General features: G+C 62.8%; 22 protein-coding genes. 13 read left to right on the top strand and 9 right to left on the bottom strand.

The window, feature by feature from the left end; translation table 11 throughout:
- Positions 1–2 precede the first annotated feature (2 nt).
- Positions 3–416, bottom strand: a complete 414-nt coding sequence (locus tag MJ643_RS24120; protein ID WP_013971654.1) for a cupin domain-containing protein — start codon at positions 414–416, stop codon at positions 3–5.
- A gap of 38 nt (positions 417–454) precedes the next feature.
- Positions 455–1,198 carry an SDR family oxidoreductase gene (locus MJ643_RS24115; protein ID WP_023663030.1) on the bottom strand — a complete coding sequence of 248 codons (744 nt, stop codon included), beginning with the start codon at positions 1,196–1,198 and terminating at the stop codon, positions 455–457.
- Between the two features lie 244 nt (positions 1,199–1,442).
- On the opposite strand from MJ643_RS24115, the gene MJ643_RS24110 reads away from it, so the two are divergent.
- The 4 genes from MJ643_RS24110 (at position 1,443) to MJ643_RS24095 (ending at position 5,967) form a co-directional block, all read left to right on the top strand.
- Entirely contained in the window at positions 1,443–3,008 is a 1,566-nt protein-coding gene (locus tag MJ643_RS24110; protein WP_247727019.1) for a winged helix-turn-helix domain-containing tetratricopeptide repeat protein, read from the top strand.
- Between the two features lie 162 nt (positions 3,009–3,170).
- Entirely contained in the window at positions 3,171–4,031 is an 861-nt protein-coding gene (locus MJ643_RS24105) for a CAP domain-containing protein (protein WP_013971651.1), read from the top strand.
- 221 nt (positions 4,032–4,252) lie between these two features.
- Positions 4,253–5,035 carry an aldolase gene (locus tag MJ643_RS24100; RefSeq protein ID WP_015269467.1) on the top strand — a complete coding sequence of 261 codons (783 nt, stop codon included), beginning with the start codon at positions 4,253–4,255 and terminating at the stop codon, positions 5,033–5,035.
- Between the two features lie 44 nt (positions 5,036–5,079).
- Positions 5,080–5,967 (top strand): dihydrodipicolinate synthase family protein, encoded by an 888-nt coding sequence (locus tag MJ643_RS24095; protein ID WP_047932983.1) that lies wholly within the window; start codon positions 5,080–5,082, stop codon positions 5,965–5,967.
- 37 nt (positions 5,968–6,004) lie between these two features.
- Here the strand turns inward: MJ643_RS24095 and MJ643_RS24090 are convergent, their stop codons facing one another.
- Entirely contained in the window at positions 6,005–7,516 is a 1,512-nt protein-coding gene (locus tag MJ643_RS24090) for a PLP-dependent aminotransferase family protein (RefSeq protein ID WP_247727018.1), read from the bottom strand.
- Positions 7,517–7,618: 102 nt separating this feature from the next.
- Here MJ643_RS24090 and MJ643_RS24085 point away from each other — a divergent pair, with 102 nt between their 5' ends.
- Entirely contained in the window at positions 7,619–8,833 is a 1,215-nt protein-coding gene (locus MJ643_RS24085; RefSeq protein ID WP_047932981.1) for a benzoate/H(+) symporter BenE family transporter, read from the top strand.
- Positions 8,834–8,892: 59 nt separating this feature from the next.
- Positions 8,893–10,089 (top strand): MFS transporter, encoded by a 1,197-nt coding sequence (locus MJ643_RS24080; RefSeq protein WP_013971646.1) that lies wholly within the window; start codon positions 8,893–8,895, stop codon positions 10,087–10,089.
- Positions 10,090–10,177: 88 nt separating this feature from the next.
- Here MJ643_RS24080 and MJ643_RS24075 read toward each other — a convergent pair whose 3' ends face one another.
- Positions 10,178–11,485 carry a DUF2235 domain-containing protein gene (locus MJ643_RS24075; protein WP_038409153.1) on the bottom strand — a complete coding sequence of 436 codons (1,308 nt, stop codon included), beginning with the start codon at positions 11,483–11,485 and terminating at the stop codon, positions 10,178–10,180.
- Positions 11,486–11,716: 231 nt separating this feature from the next.
- On the opposite strand from MJ643_RS24075, the gene MJ643_RS24070 reads away from it, so the two are divergent.
- The 7 genes from MJ643_RS24070 to MJ643_RS24040 all read left to right on the top strand — a co-directional run bounded on the left by MJ643_RS24070 (position 11,717) and on the right by MJ643_RS24040 (position 19,246).
- Positions 11,717–12,676 (top strand): MoxR family ATPase, encoded by a 960-nt coding sequence (locus MJ643_RS24070; protein WP_013971644.1) that lies wholly within the window; start codon positions 11,717–11,719, stop codon positions 12,674–12,676.
- A 4-nt stretch (positions 12,677–12,680) separates the two neighbouring features.
- The gene (locus MJ643_RS24065; RefSeq protein ID WP_013971643.1) at positions 12,681–13,625 is read left to right on the top strand and encodes a DUF58 domain-containing protein; all 945 of its coding nucleotides are present in this window, start codon (positions 12,681–12,683) and stop codon (positions 13,623–13,625) included.
- 13 nt (positions 13,626–13,638) lie between these two features.
- On the top strand, positions 13,639–14,133 hold the full coding sequence (locus MJ643_RS24060; protein WP_013971642.1) for a DUF4381 domain-containing protein: 495 nt from the start codon (positions 13,639–13,641) through the stop codon (positions 14,131–14,133).
- A complete protein-coding gene (locus MJ643_RS24055) occupies positions 14,126–15,202 on the top strand; it encodes a VWA domain-containing protein (RefSeq protein ID WP_015269460.1) in 1,077 nt (358 codons plus the stop codon). The genes MJ643_RS24060 and MJ643_RS24055 overlap by 8 nt, the downstream gene beginning before the upstream one ends.
- Positions 15,199–16,917 carry a tetratricopeptide repeat protein gene (locus MJ643_RS24050; protein ID WP_247727017.1) on the top strand — a complete coding sequence of 573 codons (1,719 nt, stop codon included), beginning with the start codon at positions 15,199–15,201 and terminating at the stop codon, positions 16,915–16,917. Before MJ643_RS24055 ends, MJ643_RS24050 begins: the two co-directional genes overlap by 4 nt.
- On the top strand, positions 16,914–18,548 hold the full coding sequence (locus MJ643_RS24045) for a BatD family protein (RefSeq protein ID WP_024086544.1): 1,635 nt from the start codon (positions 16,914–16,916) through the stop codon (positions 18,546–18,548). Before MJ643_RS24050 ends, MJ643_RS24045 begins: the two co-directional genes overlap by 4 nt.
- A gap of 431 nt (positions 18,549–18,979) precedes the next feature.
- Positions 18,980–19,246 carry a hypothetical protein gene (locus tag MJ643_RS24040; protein WP_023661137.1) on the top strand — a complete coding sequence of 89 codons (267 nt, stop codon included), beginning with the start codon at positions 18,980–18,982 and terminating at the stop codon, positions 19,244–19,246.
- Positions 19,247–19,453: 207 nt separating this feature from the next.
- Here the strand turns inward: MJ643_RS24040 and MJ643_RS24035 are convergent, their stop codons facing one another.
- From MJ643_RS24035 to MJ643_RS24015, 5 genes are all read right to left on the bottom strand, one after another.
- Positions 19,454–19,885 (bottom strand): DUF2628 domain-containing protein, encoded by a 432-nt coding sequence (locus MJ643_RS24035; RefSeq protein ID WP_013971637.1) that lies wholly within the window; start codon positions 19,883–19,885, stop codon positions 19,454–19,456.
- Between the two features lie 262 nt (positions 19,886–20,147).
- Complete coding sequence (locus MJ643_RS24030; protein ID WP_196184656.1) at positions 20,148–20,501, bottom strand: hypothetical protein; 354 nt, start codon at positions 20,499–20,501, stop codon at positions 20,148–20,150.
- Between the two features lie 519 nt (positions 20,502–21,020).
- Complete coding sequence (locus MJ643_RS24025; RefSeq protein WP_232109021.1) at positions 21,021–21,467, bottom strand: YrhA family protein; 447 nt, start codon at positions 21,465–21,467, stop codon at positions 21,021–21,023.
- Positions 21,468–21,500: 33 nt separating this feature from the next.
- Complete coding sequence (locus MJ643_RS24020) at positions 21,501–21,992, bottom strand: SMI1/KNR4 family protein (protein ID WP_024086542.1); 492 nt, start codon at positions 21,990–21,992, stop codon at positions 21,501–21,503.
- Positions 21,993–22,043: 51 nt separating this feature from the next.
- Positions 22,044–22,425, bottom strand: a 382-nt coding sequence (locus MJ643_RS24015; RefSeq protein ID WP_247727016.1) for an HNH endonuclease, incomplete at its 5' end; no start/stop codon positions are given.

Below are 22,425 nucleotides of genomic sequence, written 5' to 3'. Positions count from 1 at the left end.
GCCTACTTCTCGCTCGGCGTGACCAGTACCGTCTCATTGCTGTCGAGCACGAACACGGCCATCAGCTTGGCCGGCTTGCTGTCGCTGGCGTTGGCACTGACGCCATGGAAAGCGCCCGGTGCCTCGTACCAGTTTTCGCCAGGTTTGTAGACCTTGGCTGGCTCGCCATTGACGCTGCTGCGCACTTCGCCTTCCAGCACCGTGGCATAGATGAATGCAGATTTCGGGTGCCGATGCGCGGGCGACGCGGCCCCGGGGGCGTAGTCGACGATCACTCCGCGCATGCTTTTGCCTGGCACGTTGGGCAGTGGTCTGTCGAAGACCACGGTGACTTTGCTGACTGGCCGCTCGGCGGCGACAACCGGGGTCATGGCCAGCACGGTGAACGCGGCGGCCAGGAGGGGGCGGCTGAACATGGTGATGCTCCTTCGGTTCGGGATAGGGGTTGAATCGTTCACTGGCGAGCCAGCCAGTCTTCGAAGCGGATCTTGCCAAGCCGCGCGCCGCTGCCGGGAGTCAGCGACTTGTCATCGAGCTCGGCACCGAAATAGCGGGCATGCACATCCGCCACCACCTTTCGTGTATCTCCACGCAGGCGCAGGAAGCGGCGCACCAGTTCATCCAGTGGCGCGGCCTCTGGCCCGGCAACCTCCAGCATGCCGAGCGCTGGTGGCGCCAACGCCACATCGATCAGCGCTGCTACCACATCATCCGAGGCCAAAGGCTGGAACAGCGCCGGCGACAGGCGAATCTCCTCTCCCACCGTCCCTGCCTGGGCAATGCCTTCGACGAACTCGAAGAACTGCGTGGCGCGCAGAATGGTGTACGGCAGCGCGGACTCCCTGATCAGCGCCTCCTGGGCGACCTTGGCCCGGAAGTAGCCATTTTCCGGCAACCGCTCGCTGCCCACGATAGACAACGCGACATGATGCTTGACCCCTGCAGCCTTCTCGGCTGCCAGCAGGTTGCGGGTGGACGTCTCGAAAAAATCGAGCACCGCCTGGTCCTCCCAGGACGGGGCATTCGCCACATCCACTACCACATCCGCACCGTTCATCGCCTCTGCCAAGCCCTCGCGGGTGATGCTGTTCACCCCCGTGCTCGGCGCTGCCGCGACGGCATCGTGGCCGCGCTCGCGCAGGCCGCCGACAAGCTTCGAACCAATGAGGCCAGTGCCTCCGATCACCACGATTTTCATTGGGGCTGTCTCCACGTTCACGACTGCAACCATTGCCGTCGTGGAGGTTCAAGCATGCGCCGCCGGCCTGTGCAGAGTCCTTGCGTACCGGCTGGATTTGCCTCCAGGCTTGCTTGAATTTCCGTCCAAACTGTTCAATTCACGCCCTGGCATGTGCAGCCAGCTTTGCGCTGCCGTATCATCGGCCCATACCACTGAACAGTCGCCTCGGACACGAAGCCTAGGGCGTGCGAGGGGATGCCACGTGCCATTCGAGTTTGACGACTATGTGCTCGACGAACAGCGCAGGGAGCTGACCCTGTGCGGGAAGGCCGTGGCCATCGGCCCGCAGGTGTTCGACCTGCTCTTGCAACTGGTCAGTCACCGCGACCAGGTGCTGGGGCGTGACGAGTTGTTGGCGCGCGTGTGGAACGGCAAGATCGTCTCGGAATCGACCATCACCAGCCATATCAATGCCGTGCGCAAAGCCATCGGCGATTCCGGTGAAGAGCAGCGCCTGGTACGCACGATCGCGCGCAAGGGCTACCGCTTCGTCGGCCTGATCCGCGAGCCTTCCAGCAGCGCGGCACAGGCCCCATCCGAACCTGTTCCCGTCGCCTGTGGGCCCGCCCTGCCCGATAAACCGTCGATCACCGTGCTGCCCTTCCAGAACCTCAGCGGTGACCCTGAGCAGGACTATTTCGCCGACGGGATGGTCGAGGACATCATCGCCGCCCTGTCCCGCATTCGCTGGCTGTTCGTCATCGCCCGCAACTCGAGCTTCACCTTCAAAGGCCAGCGCATCGATGTGCAGCAGGTTGGCCAGGCACTGGGCGTGCGCTATGTGCTCGAAGGCAGCGTGCGCAAGGCTGGCAAGCGGCTACGCATCACCGGCCAGCTGATCGACGCCACCAGCGGCGAGCATCTGTGGGCCGAGCGTTTCGAGGGGCGGCTCGACGACCTGTTCGAGTTGCAGGACCAGGTGACCGAAAGCGTGGTGGGCGCCATCGCCCCGCAGCTGGAACGGGCGGAGATCGAACGGGCCAAGCGCAAGCCCACCGACAACCTGTGCGCCTACGATTATTACCTGCGCGGCACGGCCAAGCTGCATAACGGCACCCGCGACGCCATAGCCCAGGCTCTACCGCTGTACTACCAAGCCATCGAACTGGACCCTGAGTTCGCTTCGGCCTATGGCATGGCGGCGTGGTGCTACTTCTGGCGCAAGCTCAATGGCTGGATGGATGATCGCGCCCAGGAAATCACCGAGGGTGCCCGGCTTGCGCGCCTGGCAGTGGAACTGGGGCGTGACGATGCCGTGGCGTTAACCCGCGGCGGCCATGCCCTGGGGCACCTGACGGGTGACCTGGACGGCGCGATAGCGCTGCTTGACCGGGCACGCCTGCTCAACTCCAACCTGGCGCCGGCCTGGTACCTGGGCGGGATACTCAGGGCGTTACGCGGCGAGACACAGACCGCCATCGACAATCTCAAGCACGCCACACGGCTGAGCCCACTGGACCCGGAGATGTTTCGCATGCAGGTGGACATGGCGTTGGCGCATTTCTTTGCCGGGCGGCTGGATGAGGCTGTGGAGTGGGCGGAAAAGTCGCTGGGGAATCTGCCCAGTCTGCTGGCGGCGGTGGCCCTGCTGGCGGCCAGCCATGCACTGAGCGGGCGGATGGACAGCGCGCACCGGGCGATGGAGCGCTTGCGAGCACAAGACCCAGGGTTAAGGGTGTCGACCTTGCGCCAGTGGCTGCCGATTTACCGCGATGAGGATCTGGCCCGATTTGCCGAAGGGTTGAGGTTGGCGGGGTTACCGGCTTGATCGGGGATGCATGAAACCCTGGCCTGGATTGCCTTCGTTGGAGTACCGAAACTCCAACTACAAATTTGTACCCACCACCAGTGAACCTGGATTGAGGCGCACAGTCTTAGCCGAGCCCTAAATTCGGCCTTGCCGCCGCCATTCACCAGAGCCATTCACCCCATGCGCCACGCAGTCCGTCGCTCCCCCTTTGTCTCGCTCTGCCTCATTCCTTTTTTCCACCTGTTCGCCAACCCCGCCCATGCCAGCGGGGAAAGGCAACTGGTGGCAGCCATCAACGACTATCGCACCCAGCCACAGCGCTGCGAGCGGCGCATTATCCGGGGCTCGACGCCGCTGGTGCTGAAACCGAAACTGGCGTTGCCGGTCGGCTACGGCGGGGGTTTGCGGGAAGGATTGAAGGCTGCGGGTTATCAGGCCGTGAAGGTGCGGGCCATCCGCCTGGTCGGCGCGCAAGATGCCGAGGAGGCCTTCGACATGCTGCGCAGCGACTACTGCACGGCGCTGCTCGATAGCCAATATGCCGATATCGGTGTGAGTCGCTCACGCAACGAGTGGCGGGTGCTGCTGGCTCGGCCCCTGCTCGATGCCCAGCTCGGCGATGGGCGATCGGCAAGCAAAGCGTTGCTGGCACAGGTGAACGCTGCACGGGCGAAACCACGCCTGTGTGGTCGCAAGCGCTTTGCCGCTGCACGCCCGCTGGCCTGGAACACCGCCCTGGGAACAGCGGCGCAGCGCCACAGCCGGGCGATGGCCAACGACAATTTCTTCGCGCACCGCGACCTCGACGGTGATCTACCCGCGGATCGGGCATGGGATGCCGGCTACCGTGGGCGGCAGATCGGCGAGAACATTGCCGCCGGCCAAGGGTCACCGAGCAAGGCGATGGCAGGCTGGCTGGCCAGCCCCGGGCATTGCGCCAACCTGATGAACCCGATGTTTACCCAGGTGGGTGCGGCCTTTGCCGAGAACTCGCGTAGCGATAACGGCGTGTACTGGACGATGCTGTTCGGCGCACCTTGAAGGGCACGTGCCAGCCCTGTGACCAAGGCTGGCCTGCCGATCGTTGCCTGCACCACCTCTGACAACCCCGCCATACCTCCCCCGCGCAGTCTCAGATGACTGGCGCTGGCGATGACACATCGCTTGCATATGACACTTTGTGTCATTAATATCGCACTTGTGTCCTGACGGTGTCCTCGCCGATCAGCAATCCATCGCCCTTCCCCATGCAGGTACAGCCCATGACGACCACCATGCAGACCCCCAAGGATCAGCTCGTCAAACTCGCCCAGCAGCAGATGCTGACGGCGCTGGCCGACAACACCTACACTCCTCGCCAGAAACTCGCCCTTACCTGCCGCATCCTGTTCGACGGCGGCCACGATTCGGGCCTGGCCGGGCAGATCACCGCCCGCGCCGAGCAGCCTGGCACCTACTACACGCAACAACTCGGCCTGGGCTTCGACGAGATCGCCGCTTCCAACCTGCTGGTGGTCGACGAAGACCTCACCGTGCTGCAAGGCCGCGGCATGGCCAACCCGGCCAACCGCTTCCATAGCTGGCTGTACCGCGCACGCCCCGACGTCAACTGCATCATCCACACCCACCCACTGCACAGCGCCGCCCTGTCGATGCTGGAAGTGCCACTGGCGATCTCGCACATGGACCTGTGCCCGCTGTTCGACGACTGCGCGTTCCTCAAGGAATGGCCCGGCGTACCGGTGGGCAACGAAGAAGGTGAAATCATTTCCAGGGCGATCGGCGACAAGCGCGCGATCCTGCTTTCCCACCACGGTTTGCTGATCGCCGGCCGCTCGATCGAGGAAGCCTGCGTCCTTGCCATGCTGTTCGAGCGCGCGGCAAAGATGCAGCTGCTGGCCATGGGCGCCGGTGAAATCCGCCCCATCCCGGATGCCCTGGGCAAGGAAGCCCACGACTGGATCTCCACCCCCAAACGTCATGGTGCCGCGTTCAGCTATTACGCGCGCCGTGCCTTGCGTGCCCATGGCGACTGCCTGGGCTGACTGAAGCTGTACTCTTTCCCCAACAACGGCAAAGGTGCCTGGTTATGTCTACACCTGTAATTCGCGGCGTTATCGGCTACACCATCACTCCCTTCACGGCAGACGGCGCGCTCGACCTGGATGCCCTGGGCCTGTCCATCGACCGCCTGATAGAAGACGGCGTGCACGCCATCGCACCGCTGGGCAGCACCGGCGAAGGCGCCTACCTGTCCGACAGCGAATGGGAAACGGTGGTGCGCTTCAGCCAGGCACGCATCGCCGGCCGCGTGCCCAGCGTGGTCAGCGTCTCCGACCTGACTACCGCACGCACCGTGCAGCGCGCCCGCCTGGCACAGGCCTGCGGCGCCACGGCGGTGATGGTGCTGCCCATCTCCTACTGGAAGCTCACCGAAGCCGAAGTGGTCGCCCACTACAAGGCGGTGGGCGCGGCCATCGACATTCCGATCATGCTCTACAACAACCCGGGCACCAGCGGCACCGACCTGTCGGTGGAGCTGATCCTGCGCATCCTCGGCGAAGTGCCCAATGTGACCATGGTCAAGGAAAGCACCGGCGACATCCAGCGCATGCACCGCCTGTTCAAGGCCACCGATGGCCAGGTGGCCTTCTACAACGGTTGCAACCCGCTCACCCTGGAAGCCCTGGTGGCCGGTGCCACCGGCTGGTGCACCGCCGCGCCCAACCTGATCCCGGCGCTGAACCTGGCGCTGTGGGACGCGGTGCAGCAAGGCAACCTGGCCGAAGCTCGCGCGTTGTTCTACCGCCAGTACGAACTGCTGGAGTACATCACCCGCCGTGGCCTGCCCACCACCATCAAGGCCGGTTTGAAACTGCTCGGCCAGGATGTCGGCGCTCCACGCCTGCCCCTGCAGCCGCTGGATGCGCAAGGCAGCGACTACCTGAAGAGCATGCTGGTAGAACTGGCCGACTGACCGTGACAACTGCCCGGCGGCGTCTTGCTGCCGGGCTTCATCCTGGCAACGTTGCTCGCCCTTGGCCAGACTCGACCTGGCGCAACACCTTCGCCAATTTCGCCACGGCCATCGCCAGCTCGCCAGGGGTATGCGCCGCAAACCCCATCAGCAATCCCGCCTCCCCTTTCGTCGACGCATACAGGCCACTTAGCCCCAGCAGGTCTATACCAGCGGCCTGCGCCGCCTTCACGACCTGCTCTTCAGGCATAGGCCTGGTGAAAACACAAGGCATCTGCATGCCGCCTGCGGGCACACGCGCGACAAGAAAGTCCGACAGCTGTGCCTGCACCAATGCCGCCAGGGCATCGCGGCGCTCCGCATAGATCGCCCGCATCAAGCGCACATGGGCGCCGAAGTGCCCGCCTTCGATGAACCTGGCCAAGGTCAGTTGTGCCAGCGAAGCCGTATGCCCGTCCTGCAAGGTTCGCGCAGCGGTCATCGGCTCGACCAGTTGCGGCGGCAAGACCATGTAGGCAATGCGCAAGCCGGCGAACAGGGACTTGGTGAACGTGCCGATGTAAACCGTACGGTCGTGGGCATCCAGGCCTTGCACGCACGCGGTGGGTTTGCCGGCATAGTGAAACTCGCTGTCGTAATCGTCCTCGATGATCCAGGCGCGTTGTTGCCGGGCCCACTCGATCACCGCCAGACGCCGGTCCAGGGACAGGGTCACACCAGTAGGGAACTGACGCGAAGGGGTCAGGAAAACAGCCCTGGCATGGGGAGCCAGCCGTGTTATCTGCGCGACCTGCATGCCGTCCGTGTCCACGGCCACGGCGATGCAATGCAGGCCAGCAGCACCCAGCGCCTTCCTGACCCCATGGTAGGCCGGGTCTTCGATAACCACCTGATCGCCCGCGTCGGCCAATACGTGAGCACACAGGCTGAACGCCTGCTGTGAACTGGTAAGGATGAGCACGCGGTCAGCCGTGGCCTGTGCGCCACGTTCAAGATTGACGTAATCGGCAATAGCCCGCCGCAGTGGCTCGGTACCTTGCGCGCTACTGGGCTGCAATGCCTGGGAGCCATGTTCCTTGAACACCTGCCGTTGCAGCTTTTCCCAGGCCTGCAACGGGAAATTGCGGGTTTCCGCCACCCCCGGCGCAAACGGCCGAGAAACGAAGAAATTGTGCACTCCGCCCTCCTGGCACAGCGCCTGGCCACGACGGCTGATTGCCGGCGGTTCGTCCGGGGCTTTCACCTTGCGGCCCCGGGGCGGGGCCGGAAGGTGCTGCGCACGGGGTGAAACGAAGCTGCCACTACCCACCCGGCGCTCGATGAAGCCTTCGGCGTGCAGCTGGCCATATGCAGCCTCGACCGTATCCCGTGACACAGCCAGCGAGGCCGCCAGCGCACGGGAGGCGGGCAACGCCTTGCCCACGGGCAACGCCCCTTCGAGAACAAGCTGGCGTATCGCACGCTGGATTCTTACGTGCAACGGCGGTGACGCGCGCTCTGGGTCGCCGATCCAGGCTTTCACCGACTCCAGTTGTGCATGCTTGAACATTGGTATGGCCATGTGTGGAAAAGTGGTGGGGCTATACCGGCCATTCTAGCGCTATAAAAACCAGCCTTTCCAACCCTATGCGCCAGAACGACCGAGGCCTCGATGAACACGCCCGCACACACTGTTCCAACCCCGCTACGGCTGACAGACATCCTTCACCCCGTGGTGGCGGGGATCGTTTCGGTAATAGTCAATTATGGCGGCACCTTCATCCTGGTGTTCCAGGCCGCCAAGCTGGCCGGGCTGAGCCCGGCGCTGACCTCCTCGTGGGTCTGGTCAGTGTCGATCGGCGTCGGGCTCAGTGGCCTGGTCCTGTCCTGGTACAGCCGCGAGCCGGTGATCACCGCCTGGTCCACGCCGGCCGCTGCGTTCCTGGTCACAGCGCTGGCCAGCGTGCCCTACAGCGACGCCATCGGTGCCTACCTGCTGTCGGCAGCCGGCTTCGTGATGCTGGGAGTGACCGGTTACTTCGAGCGCCTGGTGCGGGCCATCCCGGGCGGAATTGCCGCCGGCCTGCTGGCGGGTATCCTGTTGCAATTCGGCATTGGTGCATTCGGCGGCCTGTCGGTCGACCCCGCCCTGGCCGGGCTGTTGATCGCGGCCTATGTAACATTCAAACGCTTTACCGCCCGCTATGCCGTAGTAGGCATTCTGCTGCTAGGCCTGGGTTACCTGCTACTGCAGGGCCAGGTGGACCTGACAGCGCTCAGGCTGGAATTCGCCACGCCGTTGTTCACCGCGCCCACCTTCTCCCTCAACGCCGCCCTGAGCGTGGCCCTGCCGTTGTTCCTTATCACCCTTACCGGTCAGTACATGCCAGGCATGCTGGTGCTGCGCAACGATGGCTTCAAGACCAGCGCCAATCCGATCGTGGCAGTCACTGGCCTGGGGTCGTTGCTGATGGCACCGTTCGGGTCGCACGCCTTCAACATCGCTGCCATCACCGCCGCCATCTGCACTGGCAAGGAAGCCCACGAAGACCCGGGCAAACGCTGGGTCGCGGGCATCGCTGCCGGCGTCTGCTACATCCTCGTAGGGATATTCGGGGTCACCCTGGCCAGTGTGTTCATGGCCCTGCCGGCCACCTTCATCACCACGCTGGCCGGCCTTGCACTGCTGGGCACCATCGGCGCCAGCCTGGCCAACGCAATGGCAGATGCCCGTTCACGCGAAGCGGCACTGATCACATTCTTGGCCGCGGCAGCCAACATCAACCTGTTTGGCATTGGCGGGGCATTCTGGGGGCTGGTCATTGGCTTGCTGGCCTATGCCGTACTGAACGGCCGCCTACCCGGTTTCTGCCACTTCTCCCGGTAAGCGGGCTTTCCACCATCCTGCCGTGCGCCAGGTGCGCACGCCGTACAACAGGTATCGACATGCCCAAAGCTGGCCCCAAGCTTCTTACCCAAATTGCTGCCGTACACTTCGTCAGCCATGTGCACATCATGCTTATCCCGGCGCTGCTACCCGTGCTCCCCGACTTGCTGGGGGTAGGGTTCGTCGAACTCGGCGCAGCCCTGGCCGTGTTCAATATCGTCTCCGCCCTGGTGCAGGCACCGCTAGGCTATGCCGTCGACCACTACGGTGCGCGCAAGGTGCTCAAGGCGGGCTTGCTGCTGGGCAGCATCAGTTTCCTGCTGGTTGCTGTCAGCCCCAGCTACATCCTGCTGTTGGTGGCGATGGCCATGGCCGGCCTGGCCAATGGCGTGTACCACCCGGCCGACTACGCGCTGCTGGCCAACGGCATCGAACAAGGCCGCCTGGGGCGGGCGTTCTCGATCCATACCTTTGCCGGCTTCCTCGGCTCGGCGGTAACGCCAGCGATATTTCTCGGCATCGCTGCACTATTCGGCACGCAGGCTGCCCTGATGGCGGGCGCGGCTGCGGGGGTTGCCGCCTTGCTGTTGATATCGGTTCCAGGCAGTGGAATCCACCACGTTGCCAAGCCTGGCAAAGGCGGCTCTGGCCCCACTGCAGCAGGTCGCGCGCGACTGTTCACGCCCATGCTCGGGCTGCTGACGGTCCTGTTCATCTTGCTCAACCTGAGCACCAGTGCCATCGAGAAGTTCTCCGTGGCCGCCCTGGTCCAGGGCCAAGACCTGACCCTGGCCTGGGCCAACACGGCACTCACGGCCTTTCTGCTCAGCAGTGCTGCAGGTGTACTGTGCGGTGGGGCCTTGGCTGACCGGACCCGGCGTCACGGCCTGGTGGCGGCCTCGGCCTTTGCCCTGGCTGCCGCGTTGACAACGCTGGTGGCCCTCGGGCTGCTTCGGGGCTGGGGGTTGGTGGTGGTTCTCGGTGCCATTGGCTTGCTGACCGGGATCATCGCCCCGTCGAGGGACATGCTGGTGAAGGCAGCGGCACCGAGCGGCGCCGAGGGCAAAGCGTTCGGGCTGGTCTCGACCGGCTTCAGCATCGGCGGTGCCCTAGGGCCGGTGGCGTTTGGCTGGATGCTCGACCAACGCCTGCCTCATGGCATCTTCGTGGCATCGATCGTGTTCATGCTGCTGACGGTGCTGCTGACCTTGGCACAGGAAGCCTACCTGGCCAGGAAGCACCGACAGCCTGTCTAGCCCCAGGGCTGCTTTGCAGCCCTTTCGCAATGCAAGGCAGATCCCGCAGAACAGCACATGGCCATTGATTCATCTGCGCACTGGCTACTCAGGCGACCGGATTGGCATGCACCACCCGCCCACCTGCTCCCGGCCGATTGACGAACAACACATCCAGCACACTGCCGTGCAACCCCTTCAACGCATTCCAGTTCGCTGATGCATGCACGTACCTGTCTCGCAACAATCGCTGCTCATCCTCGGTCAACCCAGGCTGTTCGCATTCACCCAAGGCAAACGCATGCAACTTGCGGCTGATGCCCAGCAGTTCATCCGGCAGCCGGTACTCAACCTGCCCGCCCAGTTGCGCAAACGGCACACCAGCGCGCACCGCCAGCTCCCGCATGATGCTCAGGTACACCCGCGACAGCTGCCCCGCCACTTCCCGTTCGCGGTACACCGCCGCATACACCTGTTTCTGCGCCTCGCTAGGCAGGCCACCGGCAATCGGAACCTCCCAGGCCAGCACACGCGGCCTGGGCGCGCCCATTTCGCCAAACGACGACGCCAGCAACGCACTGACTGTGGCATGCACACGCGTGTGCTCGGCGCGCATTCTCAGCGGCACCCGCTGAGAATGCGGTTTGCACAGCAGCACCTGCTCCTGCGTGGTATCCGGGTAACCACCGCCAATGTTCGAGTGCACGCCTGGCAACACGATGTCATGGCCGCTGCGTACCAGCGGGAAGTTGTGCCGCTGCTCGTCCCCCGCCACCAGTTGCACCATTTGCCGGGCAATGCCCGCGACCAGACCCAGGCGCAAGCCACCATGGCGGTCGTCGGCAGGATCGAAGTCGCCCTGCAGCGGCGCGATAATCGCAGCAACCGTGTCGAACAGACCGATGAAGTTGATCACGATGCCACAGGGCACAGCCAACAGGCTGCTGCCGCCATCATGCAGCAGGTTGGCCAGATGACGCACAGCCGCAGCGCCGCGGCTGAAACCGAACAAGTCGAACTCGACCCGCTCGAGCCTTGCCTGTGGGTGCGCCTGGCGCCAGTCCCGCAGTTGCCCAGCTATCCCCGCCAAGGCCTCGGTGACCCGCGCCTCGGCCCCTCTACGCCCACACCCGGTGGCCGAGGCATAGGCATGATCCGCCTCCCCCGCCAGGGTGCCCACGCCCTCGACATAGCGCTTCAGAAACGCCATGGTCCCATCAGCATTGGCCCCCTTCGTCGGGTACAGTGCATGCAACAGGGCCACATTGCTCATGGCATTGGCATAACTGCCCCCTTTACCCACCGGTGCATCCACCGCCATCACATTGTTCAGGTTGTTACCGGTGCCATCGAAGAACACGCCAAAACGCAGAGTGACCGGCGTGATGCGTGCAGTGCTACAGCTGTTCAGGTCCATTGTCCTGCCTCCTGCTTGTACAAAAAGCACAAGCAGGCGCCAGCACACCGCCGCGGAACATCAGCCAATGGCCAGCCATATGCAGGACATTTCCGGACCTGCATGGCCCCCGGCAAGGATAAATTTCCCTACCGCCATTGGTCGCCACCCCCCCGGATGGATTAAAGTATCACCCCTTGCCAGGGCAGCTGCTTCCAGCCGCCTGCGGCCCCATACCAGGAACCGTCACCGATGGAACACCGTGAAGCGCTGATCGCGCTGCGCACCTTTCTTTCTTCCCAGATCCTAGGCCAGGAGAAACTGGTCGAGCGGCTGTTGATCGTGCTCCTGGCAGACGGCCACATGCTGGTCGAAGGCGCGCCGGGCCTGGCCAAGACCAAGGCCATCAAAGAGCTCGCCGAAGGCATCGAGGCGCAGTTCCATCGCATCCAGTTCACCCCCGACCTGCTCCCGGCCGACATCACCGGCACCGAGATATACCGCCCGGAAACCGGCAGCTTCGTGTTCCAGCAGGGGCCGATCTTCCACAACCTGGTGCTGGCCGACGAAATCAACCGCGCCCCGGCCAAGGTGCAGTCCGCACTGCTCGAAGCCATGGCCGAACGCCAGGTCAGCGTGGGCCGCAGCACCTACGACCTGTCGCCGCTGTTCCTGGTCATGGCCACACAGAACCCGATCGAGCAGGAAGGCACCTACCCGCTGCCCGAAGCCCAGCTCGACCGCTTCCTGATGCACGTGAAAATCGGCTTCCCCGACGCTGCGGTAGAGCGGCGCATCCTGTTGCAGGCCCGTGGTGAAGCCCTGGGCGGCGAGACCAAGCCCGAGCGCCGGGTCAGCCAGCAGGCGATCTTCGCCGCCCGCAAGGAAATCCTTGGCCTGTACATGGCCGACGCGGTGGAGGAATACCTGGTGCAACTGGTGATGGCCACCCGCACTCCGGCCAAGTTCGATGCCGAACTGGCCGACTGGATCGCCTACGGCGCCAGCCCGCGTGGTTCCATTTCGCTGGACCGCTGCGCGCGCGCGCACGCCTGGCTGGCCGGGCGCGACTTCGTCAGCCCCGAAGACATCCAGGCGGTGCTGTTCGACGTGCTGCGCCACCGCATCATCCTCTCGTTCGAGGCCGAGGCGGCAGGGATCGACCAGGACCGCGTGGTCCAGCGCATCCTCGACGTCGTCGCCGTTGCCTGAGCCCATGCCCACTGCATCGCTGGCCGAACCCGGCATCCGCATCGGCCTTGCCGAGCTGATCGACATGCGCCACCGCGTGCGCGAAATCCAGCTGTTTTCCCGGCCCGGCCAGCGCAGCCCGCTGGTGGGCCTGCACCACTCCAAGCTGCGCGGGCGCGGCGTGGACTTCGACCAGGTGCGCGTCTACCAGGCTGGCGACGATGTGCGCAACATCGACTGGCGGGTTACCGCGCGTACCCAGGAGCCGCATACCAAGCTGTTCCACGAAGAGCGCGAACGGCCAATCTTCATTCTTGTCGAGCAGAGCCAACGGCTGTTCTTCGGCTCGGGGCTGATGTTCAAGTCGGTGCTGGCCGCCCAGGCTGCAGCGCTGTTCGGCTGGGCCGCGCTGGGCCATAACGACCGCATTGGCGGGTTGGTGTTCGGCGACAACGAGCACCACGAAATCAAGCCCCGGCGCAGCAAACAGAGCCTGCTGCAACTGCTCAACCGCCTGGCCAAGGTCAACCAGGCGCTGCACACCGAGGCCACGCCCGGTGCCGACAGCCTCGGCCTGGCCCTGCGCCGCGCCCGCGAAGTGCTGCGCCCCGGCAGCCTGGCCATCGTGATCTGCGATGAGCGCTCGCTCACTGCCCAGGTGGAGCAGCACCTGGCCATGCTCTCGCGCCATTGCGACCTGCTGTTGATGCCGGTGTCCGACCCGCTCGATCATGCCCTGCCCGCCGCTGGCCTGCTGCGCTTCGCCCAGCGCAGCGCGCAGCTGGAGCTCGACACCCTGGACGCCAACCTGCGCCAGGCCTACCGCCAGCAGGCCGAAGCGCGCATCGAGCGCTGGGAGCTGATGGCGCAAAAGCTGCGCGTGCTGCTGATGCCACTGAGCACCCAAAGCGACATGATCGAGCAGCTGCGCGAGTACCTGAACGCCCAGCGGCCACGGAGCGCGTCATGAAGAGCAGCGGCCAATGAACCCGCTTGATCAACTGCAGCCGCTGATCGCCCCCGCGCCGATCGGTCTTTGGCCACCGGCACCCGGCTGGTGGCTGCTGCTGGCCATGCTGCCGCTGCTGGCCTGGGGCCTGTGGCGGGTGCGCCACTGGCGCCCGGGCAAACGTCGTATCGTGCGTGCCGAACAACCCTTGGACCCGGTACGCGTGGAAGCACTGGCCGAACTGGCCCGCCTGCCGCGCCCCTACGATGGCGCGCCGGCCGGGGCGTGGCTGCAACAGATCAACGCCCTGCTCAAGCGCTTGTGCCGCAGCCACTACCCAGGCGCCAACAGCCATACCCTCAACGGCCGCCAGTGGCTGGCGTTTCTCGACAACCGCTGCCCGGCCGCCGGCCTGACCCGCTGGATGGTACTGGTCGAAGGCGCCTACAAACCCGAGTGCAAGCTCGACGACAAGGCCATCGCCGGGCTCAGCCAAGCCGTCGAAACCTGGATTCGCAAGCATGTTTGAACTGGCCTGGCCGTGGGTCTTCGCCCTGTTGCCGCTGCCGTGGCTGGCGCGCCTGGTGCTGCCAGCAGCCGACAGCGGCGAACCGGTGCTCAAGGTGGGCTTCCTCGACGAACTGGAAGGCCTGGCCGGGCGCCGCGCGCGGCTCAACCTGCCAACCTGGCGCCAGCAGGCGCCCTTTGTCGTCATCTGGCTGTTGCTGCTGTGCGCCGCCGCCCGCCCGCAATGGCTGGGCGAGCCGGTGCCAGTGGCCGCCAGCGGCCGCGACCTGCTGGTGGCAGTGGATGTGTCCGGGTCTATGGACTTCCCCGACATGCAGTGGCAGAACGAAGAGATCAGCCGCCTCGACCTGGTCAAGGCGCTGCTCGGCGACTTCCTGCAGGACCGCGAAGGCGACCGCGTGGGCCTGATCCTGTTCGGCAGCCAGGCCTACCTGCAGGCCCCGCTCACCTTCGACCGGCGCACGGTGCGTACCTTCCTCGACGAGGCGCAGATCGGTATCGCCGGCAAGAACACCGCCATCGGAGACGCCATTGGCCTGGCGGTCAAGCGCCTGCGTCAACGCCCGGCACAAAGCCGGGTGCTGGTGCTGATCACCGACGGCGCCAACAACGGCGGGCAGATCCACCCGCTGACCGCCGCCCGCCTGGCCGCCCAGGAAGGCGTGCGCATCTACACCATCGGCATCGGCGCCAACCCCGAAGCCAGCGGCACCCCTGGTCTGCTCGGCCTGAACCCGAGCCTGGACCTGGACGAAGCCTCGCTCAAGGAAATTGCCGACATCACCCACGGTACCTACTTCCGCGCCCATGACGGCGCCGAACTGGACGCCATCGGCGACACCCTCGATCAGCTCGAACCGGTGGCCCAGCAACCGACCCAGGCGCGCACGGCCAAGGCCCTGTATGCCTGGCCCCTGGCCCTGGCCTTGCTGCTGAGCGTGCTGCTGGTGCTGGCCGTGCAATGGCCGGACAACCTGCTGCACCGCCTGCTGCGCAAGCCGCGCTTCCTGCAACCGCACCCGGAATGGCGCCAGCGTCTGAAGCGCCTGCGCCTGAGGAGGCGGCGATGATCGAACTGTGGCCCGAATGGCTGCGCCCGCTCTGGCTGCTGGCCGTACCCCTGCTCGCCTGGCTGCTGTACAAACTGTGGCACCGGCGCAAACGCGCCGGGCGCTGGCAGATGATTCTGCCGCCGGCGTTCCATGGCGTCCTGCTCGGCGGTGGCAGCGGCAGCACCAGCAAGCTGCCGTGGGTGGCGCTGGGCCTGGCCTGGGTGCTGGTGATCCTGGCGCTGCTCGGGCCCAGTTGGCAGCGCGTGGAAGAAAGCCGCCAGCGCCCGGCCGACCCGCTGGTGATCCTGCTCGAACTGACCCCGCAGATGCTCGCCGAGGACAGCCCGCCCAACCGCCTGGAGCAGGCGCGGCGCAAAATCCTCGACCTGCTGGAGCACCGCCGCGACAGCCAGACCGCGCTGGTGGTCTACGCTGGCTCCGCACACACCCTGGTGCCGCTGTCCGATGACTTGGCCACCAGCCGCAACCTGCTCGAGGCGGTCGACCCATCGATCATGCCCAAGCCCGGCCAGCGCGCCGACCTGGCCGTGCAAAAAGGCCTCGCGCTGCTTGCCCAGAGCGGCCTGGGCCAGGGCCGCCTGCTGCTGATCGGCTCGTCGCTCAGCGCCCCGGAGCGCGAAGGCATCGCCCAGGCCCTCGGCCGCCAGGGCCCGAGCCTGCTGATGCTGGGCATCGGCAGCAGCGAAGGCGCACCGGTGCGCCAGGCCAATGGCGAATACCTGAAGGACGACCAGGGCGGCATCCTGTTGCCACGCCTGGACAGCGCCAGCCTCAAGGGCTTCATCAACGGCACCGGCGGGCGCTACCGGCATGCCCGCATCGACGACCTCGACCTGCGAGGCCTGGGCCTGTTCGACAGCCCGCGCACCGGGCGCAATGATGGCCAGACCCTGCAACTGGACAGCTGGGCCGACCAGGGGTACTGGCTGCTGCTGCCGCTGTTGCTGCTGGCCGCCTGTGCCGGCCGACGCGGCTGGCTGTTCTGCCTGCCGCTGCTGCTGGCCCTGCCCCAGCCCAGCCAGGCCTTCGAGTTCAACGACCTGTGGCTGCGCCCCGACCAGCAAGGCCAGCGCCTGCTGGAGCAGAACCGCCCGGCCAGTGCCGTGCGCCATTTCCAGGACCCGCAATGGCGCGGCATGGCCCTGTACCAGGCCGGCGACTATGCCGGCGCTGCCGAAGCCTTTTCCCAAGGCGACACCGCCGCCGCACACTACAATCGAGGCAATGCCCTGGCCCGCGGCGGTGAGCTGGAAGCTGCGCTGGACGCCTACGAACAAGCCCTTGAACGCCAGCCCGACCTGCAAGCGGCGCTGGACAACCAGGCACTGGTGCAGCAACTGCTGCAACAGCGCGAGGCCACTGCCGAGGAACAACCGGCCAGCAGCGATACCCAAGGCACGCCCGGCAGCGAAACCGAAGGCAACAGCAGCTCGGCCAGCAGCCCGGCCCAGGGCACGCCCGGCAACGACGAACAGGCCAGCGCCGAACAGCCCGGCGAAGGCAGTAGCAACAGCCAGGTAACGCCCGGCAACCAAGCGGGCGCGGACGACAGCGTCACCCAGCCGCCGCAGCGCCCGGTATCGACCAGCCTTGATACCGAACAGCGCCAGGCCCTGGAACAATGGCTGCGGGAGATCCCCGACAACCCGGCGGAGCTGCTGCGGCGCAAATTCTGGTATGAACAGCAATTGCATCAGGAAACCTCACGATGAGTCGCTTCGGCGTCTTTCTCCTCTGTCTGCTGTGGGCCGTGCTGGCCCAGGCCGAACCGTTGCTGCGTGCCAGCGTCGACCGTACCCGCCTGGAAGCCGGCGAAAGCCTGGAGCTGACCCTGGAAAGCCAGGACGTCACCCAGTTCGGCAAGCCCGACCTGCGCGCGCTGGAGGGTGACTTCGAAGTGCGCGGCACGCGCCAGCTGAACAGCCTGCACAGCCTCGATGGCGAAACCCGCGCCAGTACCCGCTGGATCATCACCCTGCTGCCGCGGCGCAGCGGCAGCCTGCGCATCCCCGAACTGCAACTGGGCCAGTCGCACAGCCAGGCCATCGAACTGCAAGTGCTGCAGGCCGATGCCAGCCGCCAGGACAGTGCCTCGCAGGTGTTCATCGAAGCCACGCTCGACAGCAGCGAGGTCTACGTCCAGGCCCAGGCCGTGCTCACCCTGCGCATCTACCATTCAGTGGCACTGTACGACGACAGCAGCCTCAGCCCGCTGCAACTGGAAAACGCCAAGGTCGAACCGCTGGGTGAATCGCGCACCTATGAAAAGGAAATCAACGGCGTCCGCCACGGCGTGATCGAAACCCGCTATGCCGTGTATGCCCAACAAAGCGGCACCCTCGACATCCCACCGTTGACTTTCACCGCCACCGCCGCCGCTAGCCAGGACGAGGCCCCGCAAGCCAACGGCACGACCCGGGCCGGCCACCAGGTGCAAGTCAGTTCGTTGCCATTGCGCCTGGCCGTACGGCCGATTCCGGCGGCCTGGCCTGCTGGCGCGCCCTGGCTACCGGCCCGCAGCCTGACACTTGAAGAGCACTGGAACCCCGACCCTGGCAACCAGCAGGTGCAGATTGGCGACTCGCTGACCCGTAACATCACCCTGCGTGCCGAAGGCTTGTCCAGCACCCAGCTGCCACCGCTGCCAGCCACCGAAATCACCGGCCTGCGCCGGTACCCCGACCAGCCGTTGCTGCGCAACGAAATCAGCGAACGAGGGATGATTGCCAACCGCGAAGAGCGCGAAGCCTTGGTGCCAACCCACAGCGGCGCGCTGGCCCTGCCGGCGCTGGAAGTGGCCTGGTGGAATACCCGAGAAGACCACCTGGAGCACAGCAGCCTGCCGGCGCGCACGCTGAATGTGCAGGACAACCCGGCGCTGAGCGCCGACACCCCGGTTGGCGACAACAGCAGTGCCAGCAGCTTGCTGTGGCCCTGGCAGCTGGCCACCCTGGTGTTCGCCCTCACCACCGTGCTGGGCTTTGCCCTGTGGTGGCGCGCCCGCTCGCAGCCAGCGGTGCTGCGTGCCGCGCAGGCCGGGCCGAGCCCGCGTACCTTGCTGGATGATCTCAAGCGCGCGTGCCAGGCCAACGACCCACAGGCAACCCGCCAGGCGCTGGACGCCTGGGCCCGCCAGCAGCCGGAGACCCTGGCCGAGATGGCGGCGCGGTTCGTGCCGTTGTCGGATGCACTGGATGGGTTGAACGGGGCGCTGTATAGCGAGAGCGGGCAGTATTGGCAGGGTGAAGATTTGTGGCGGGCGATCGGTACGATCCCGCCGGCTGAGCAGGTATTGCTACCGACCGGCGAGAACGGCAGCCTGCCGCCGCTATATCCCAAGTAAGTGGTTGCCTGTGCGGGCCTCTTCGCGGGTAAACCCGCTCCCACAAACCTTGCGCAGTACCTGTGGGAGCGGGTTCACCCGCGAACACCGGCGTAGCCGGTGCCACCCGCCGCCGTACGACATTTCTGAACCTGCACCCTAATGCTTCAGAATCAACCCACTTAGGAATTATCCTACGCGCGCTGCCGAACTATCGCTGTTGTCGGGGAAACACCTCACGGATAACGTTTCCGGGTCGCTTCGGTGACCGGGTGTGAGAACCCGACAGAGATTTTACGCAGCACCTCTATGGTGGCCGTACGTGGGCGGGCCTTGGCCTGGCCGAGTCTTTGCGTATTTCTCCTCGGTTTCTCACCCCGCGTACGGCTGCCACCCTCAATCCGTGAGAAAGATTCAGGTGGCAGTTCCCTTCTCCTTCAGAGGAATACGCCATGAAGAAACTCGTCCCCAATCCACCCGTAAAACTAACGGCCCGCCCCTTCTACACCATCAACCAGGACACACCCTCGGTTGACGCCCTGATCCACACCCTCCAGCTGATGGCCGGCATCGAAGACTCGCTGGACGAATACATCTGCGCCAATGCCGGCGAGCCCGGCATCAACATGCTGGTCAACGCGGTGCATCACGTACAGATGACCAAGGCCCTGGCCGAGTTGCTGTTGCACCGGCAAACCGGGGATATCACCTGGCACTGACTACACAGCCCCAAGACATGCGCGGCCCCTGTAGGAGCGGCCTTGTGTCGCGAAAGGGCCGCAAGGCGGCCCCGGCGATTTTGTGGTGGAGCGGAGATCGTGGGGGCGCTTTGCGCCCCTTTCGCGACACAAGGCCGCTCCTACAGAGACCGTGGTGGGAAAGAGGGCTTCATCAACCTGTGAGCAACTGTTTAACTGGCTGACAGCTCAGATGAACCGCTGCCCCTCGAACGGGTTCCAGCTCTGCTGTCCTTTGGTCTGCTTCAGGTAGTAGGCACGGTTGGTCAGGAAGCTGTACAGAAACGCAAACGCCATGCTGATGCCGTTATCCAACGGGCGCGGGATTTCGCTACCCGTCGCGATCTCGTAGTAGCTCAGGAGAACGCCGATGGCGATCATGATGGCCAGCATGACCAGGTTCTTCTTCCACAGTCCCAGCACGAACCAGTAGATCGGGCCGAAGAAAAAGGCGATGAAGTTGTTGTTGATCAGCAGCTTCTTACCAAATGGCAAGGCGCGGAAAGCGGCTTTGTAGGGCTCGGAGGTGGGTGCGCCGTACTGATCGAAGAAAGCGAAACGCTCCCGCCATTTTGGCTTGAGGTTATCTGGGGTGGATTGGGTTTGTGGGATGCCTTCCATTGGTGACTCCTGTGATTATCGTCCGTGTGTGTCGAATAGCCATGATCATGGCCGGTTTGGAGGGTAAAACAGCATGCTTTTGAGGGCAAGCTTAATACCTCCCGCAAAGCGAGAGCCAAGTCACGAAACACTCAAGGCTTCCAGATCGGCGCGATCAGAAATTCGTTGTTCACCAATTGATGTCGGTCAGGCGACCCAGCGGGTTGTCGTAGTGCAGGTGAACGCGGGTGCCGCTGAGGAACTTCGTATACCCCCTATTAGACTAACTATTGAGCTGTCGCTCCACCTCATCATCAGCCGCACTCAATATACCCTCCACCAGACTTGAATCGATTTTCCAAATGGGTAATTTGGGGTTCCCTACATATTGCTGACCATAGGGAATTTCGTAATAAGACGCATCTACTTTTTCCGCAGTTAGCACAGCACAAACTGATCGAATCATTTTTGCATGATCGTGATAGTCGCCGTCAAAAATTTCCAACTCTAATACTGGCTCATGCGCCAGAATCGTTGATTTCAACTGCAACAATGGGACACCAAGTACACGATGGAGCTTCATAAGGGCTGAAGCTGAGACCCCAGCCCCCTCCATGACAATCGCAATGACAGACATTGTTCTAGGAACATCGTAAGGTGAAAAATATACATCATAACCTTTTAGCTCGTTACAATACGCCGCCTCAAAGATTCAGGCCAATTCATTTTCATACACCTCAATACCCCGAAGGCAAACTATTGACCCGCTGCAGTTCCGAACCCAATTTAGCAGCCTTAGCAATCATGGAAAAACGAAACCCTGGATCAACAGGGATATCTCCATTTTTATATAACCCCCATCCGGAAAATGATCTTGCCCTCTTCTAGGTATTTACCACTTCACTCGACCCTTGGAAGTTTGATTCATAGTTTAACACCTTTACTTGATCCTCGAAGCCAATCGAGAAAAACCTTCCATTTCTGTATATTCCTTCATCGGAACAATCCGCATGCAGAGGTCTCGTAACCTCAAACCCAGGAGGCGCAGGGTTTTTCATGGGGCCAGAGATGCCACGGCAAATTGAGCCCCATCTTGTAGCAGGGGGAGTTCATGGATCACACTCTATCAGAAATTGGAAAACTGCCCCTTAAAAACTCACCCGACCGCCATAAAACCAAACATATGACTTACCATTTCATTAAATGTTGAAAACTCATAGTAAACATTATCGAAGGCCTGGCAATCTCTCACCTGATATATTTTTGAGGACATTTCCAGCACATAAACATCCATATCACTCTCTCCAAAAACCAAGTAATCCTTCATCCATTCCAAATCACGCCAATTCAAATTCATCTCTATAAAATCATTGGTCTCACCGGCACAATCCGAAAATGGTATTCGGCGAGTTGAATACAAAAATACGCCATTCTCCGCAGCCCCATTACAAACACCTAATAGCTCCAGATACTCTGAGGGCGGCATAGCAAGCAACGCCAACTGACAGCGCTGAACAAATAATTCCAGATCTTCTTCGGATGCACCGGGAATAAGTGCAGGCGCACCAGACAACTTGTCGATCATCATTTTCATTTCAATCATCTAATGACCTAATATGCACGCCCCTCAAGGAATCTACTGATCGACCTCACCCTCACCAACCAAGGAGTCAATAAACACACGAAACGAAGAGGACAACATCTTTTGAGCGTTAATGTGATTTATGCGCATGTCAATATCCGGCTGAAAAACATCAACCGCAAAATAAATAACACTACCTCCTTCTTTATCAAGGCAAATAAAATTACCTGCCTCATCAACGGCAAAAGGTACCAAATGTGCTGGCAATACGTTCCTATGCACCATCAAATTGAAGCATCCGCCTATGTATTTAGTCTCGTCTTTGTCAACGATTTCAGCGCTGGCGATGCTTTTAAAATCTTCAATTCTAATCGGCTCATAATTTTCATCGCCCGCCCAAAACTCCCGATTCGGAGTGCCTCCATTGAAAGACAGGTAAAGCTCCCTGAAGTCCGTTGGAAATTGCATGCCAATTTCAGACTCAAGGTTATCAATATCTAATATCGAGACGGGAGCACCAGAATCAAACAGTTCAAAGTCATCCATTATAGAATCTTCAACAAGTTTTTAATGTTGTTTTCTGTGGGCGGCCTTTAGTCAACCCTTATCCTGTGAGATAGCTATAGCTTCAGGTATCCCATAAGATCCAGAAGGCAAACCAAAATATTTTTCGAATTGCGCGACTGAGCCAGTATGCGGCAACGAAGCCTTGTGAGCAGACTGCATTACTAACTGCATAGTACCTTTGCCCGTCACAGGATCGAAATCGTCCAAGTGGTGCCAAGTGTATTTGCCTATTGATTTCACTTGAGCCTTTGTCAGTCCAGCCTGTTTGTAAGCCTCGGTAAAGTCAGAGCACAGTTCAGGTGCACGCTGTTTAGCAAAATCAAAGCGAGCGAAAACCTCAACGCACTCCGGTTCAACGGCGGCCGCGAAAACTGAGTGCAACACCTGACCTTTCCGGTACCGTGCTGCCCCT

Source organism: Pseudomonas sp. PNPG3, assembly GCF_023093815.1.
Lineage (GTDB): Bacteria > Pseudomonadota > Gammaproteobacteria > Pseudomonadales > Pseudomonadaceae > Aquipseudomonas > Aquipseudomonas asiatica.
Note: the sequence above shows the minus strand (reverse complement) of the source record. Positions and strands in the feature narration are given on the sequence as shown.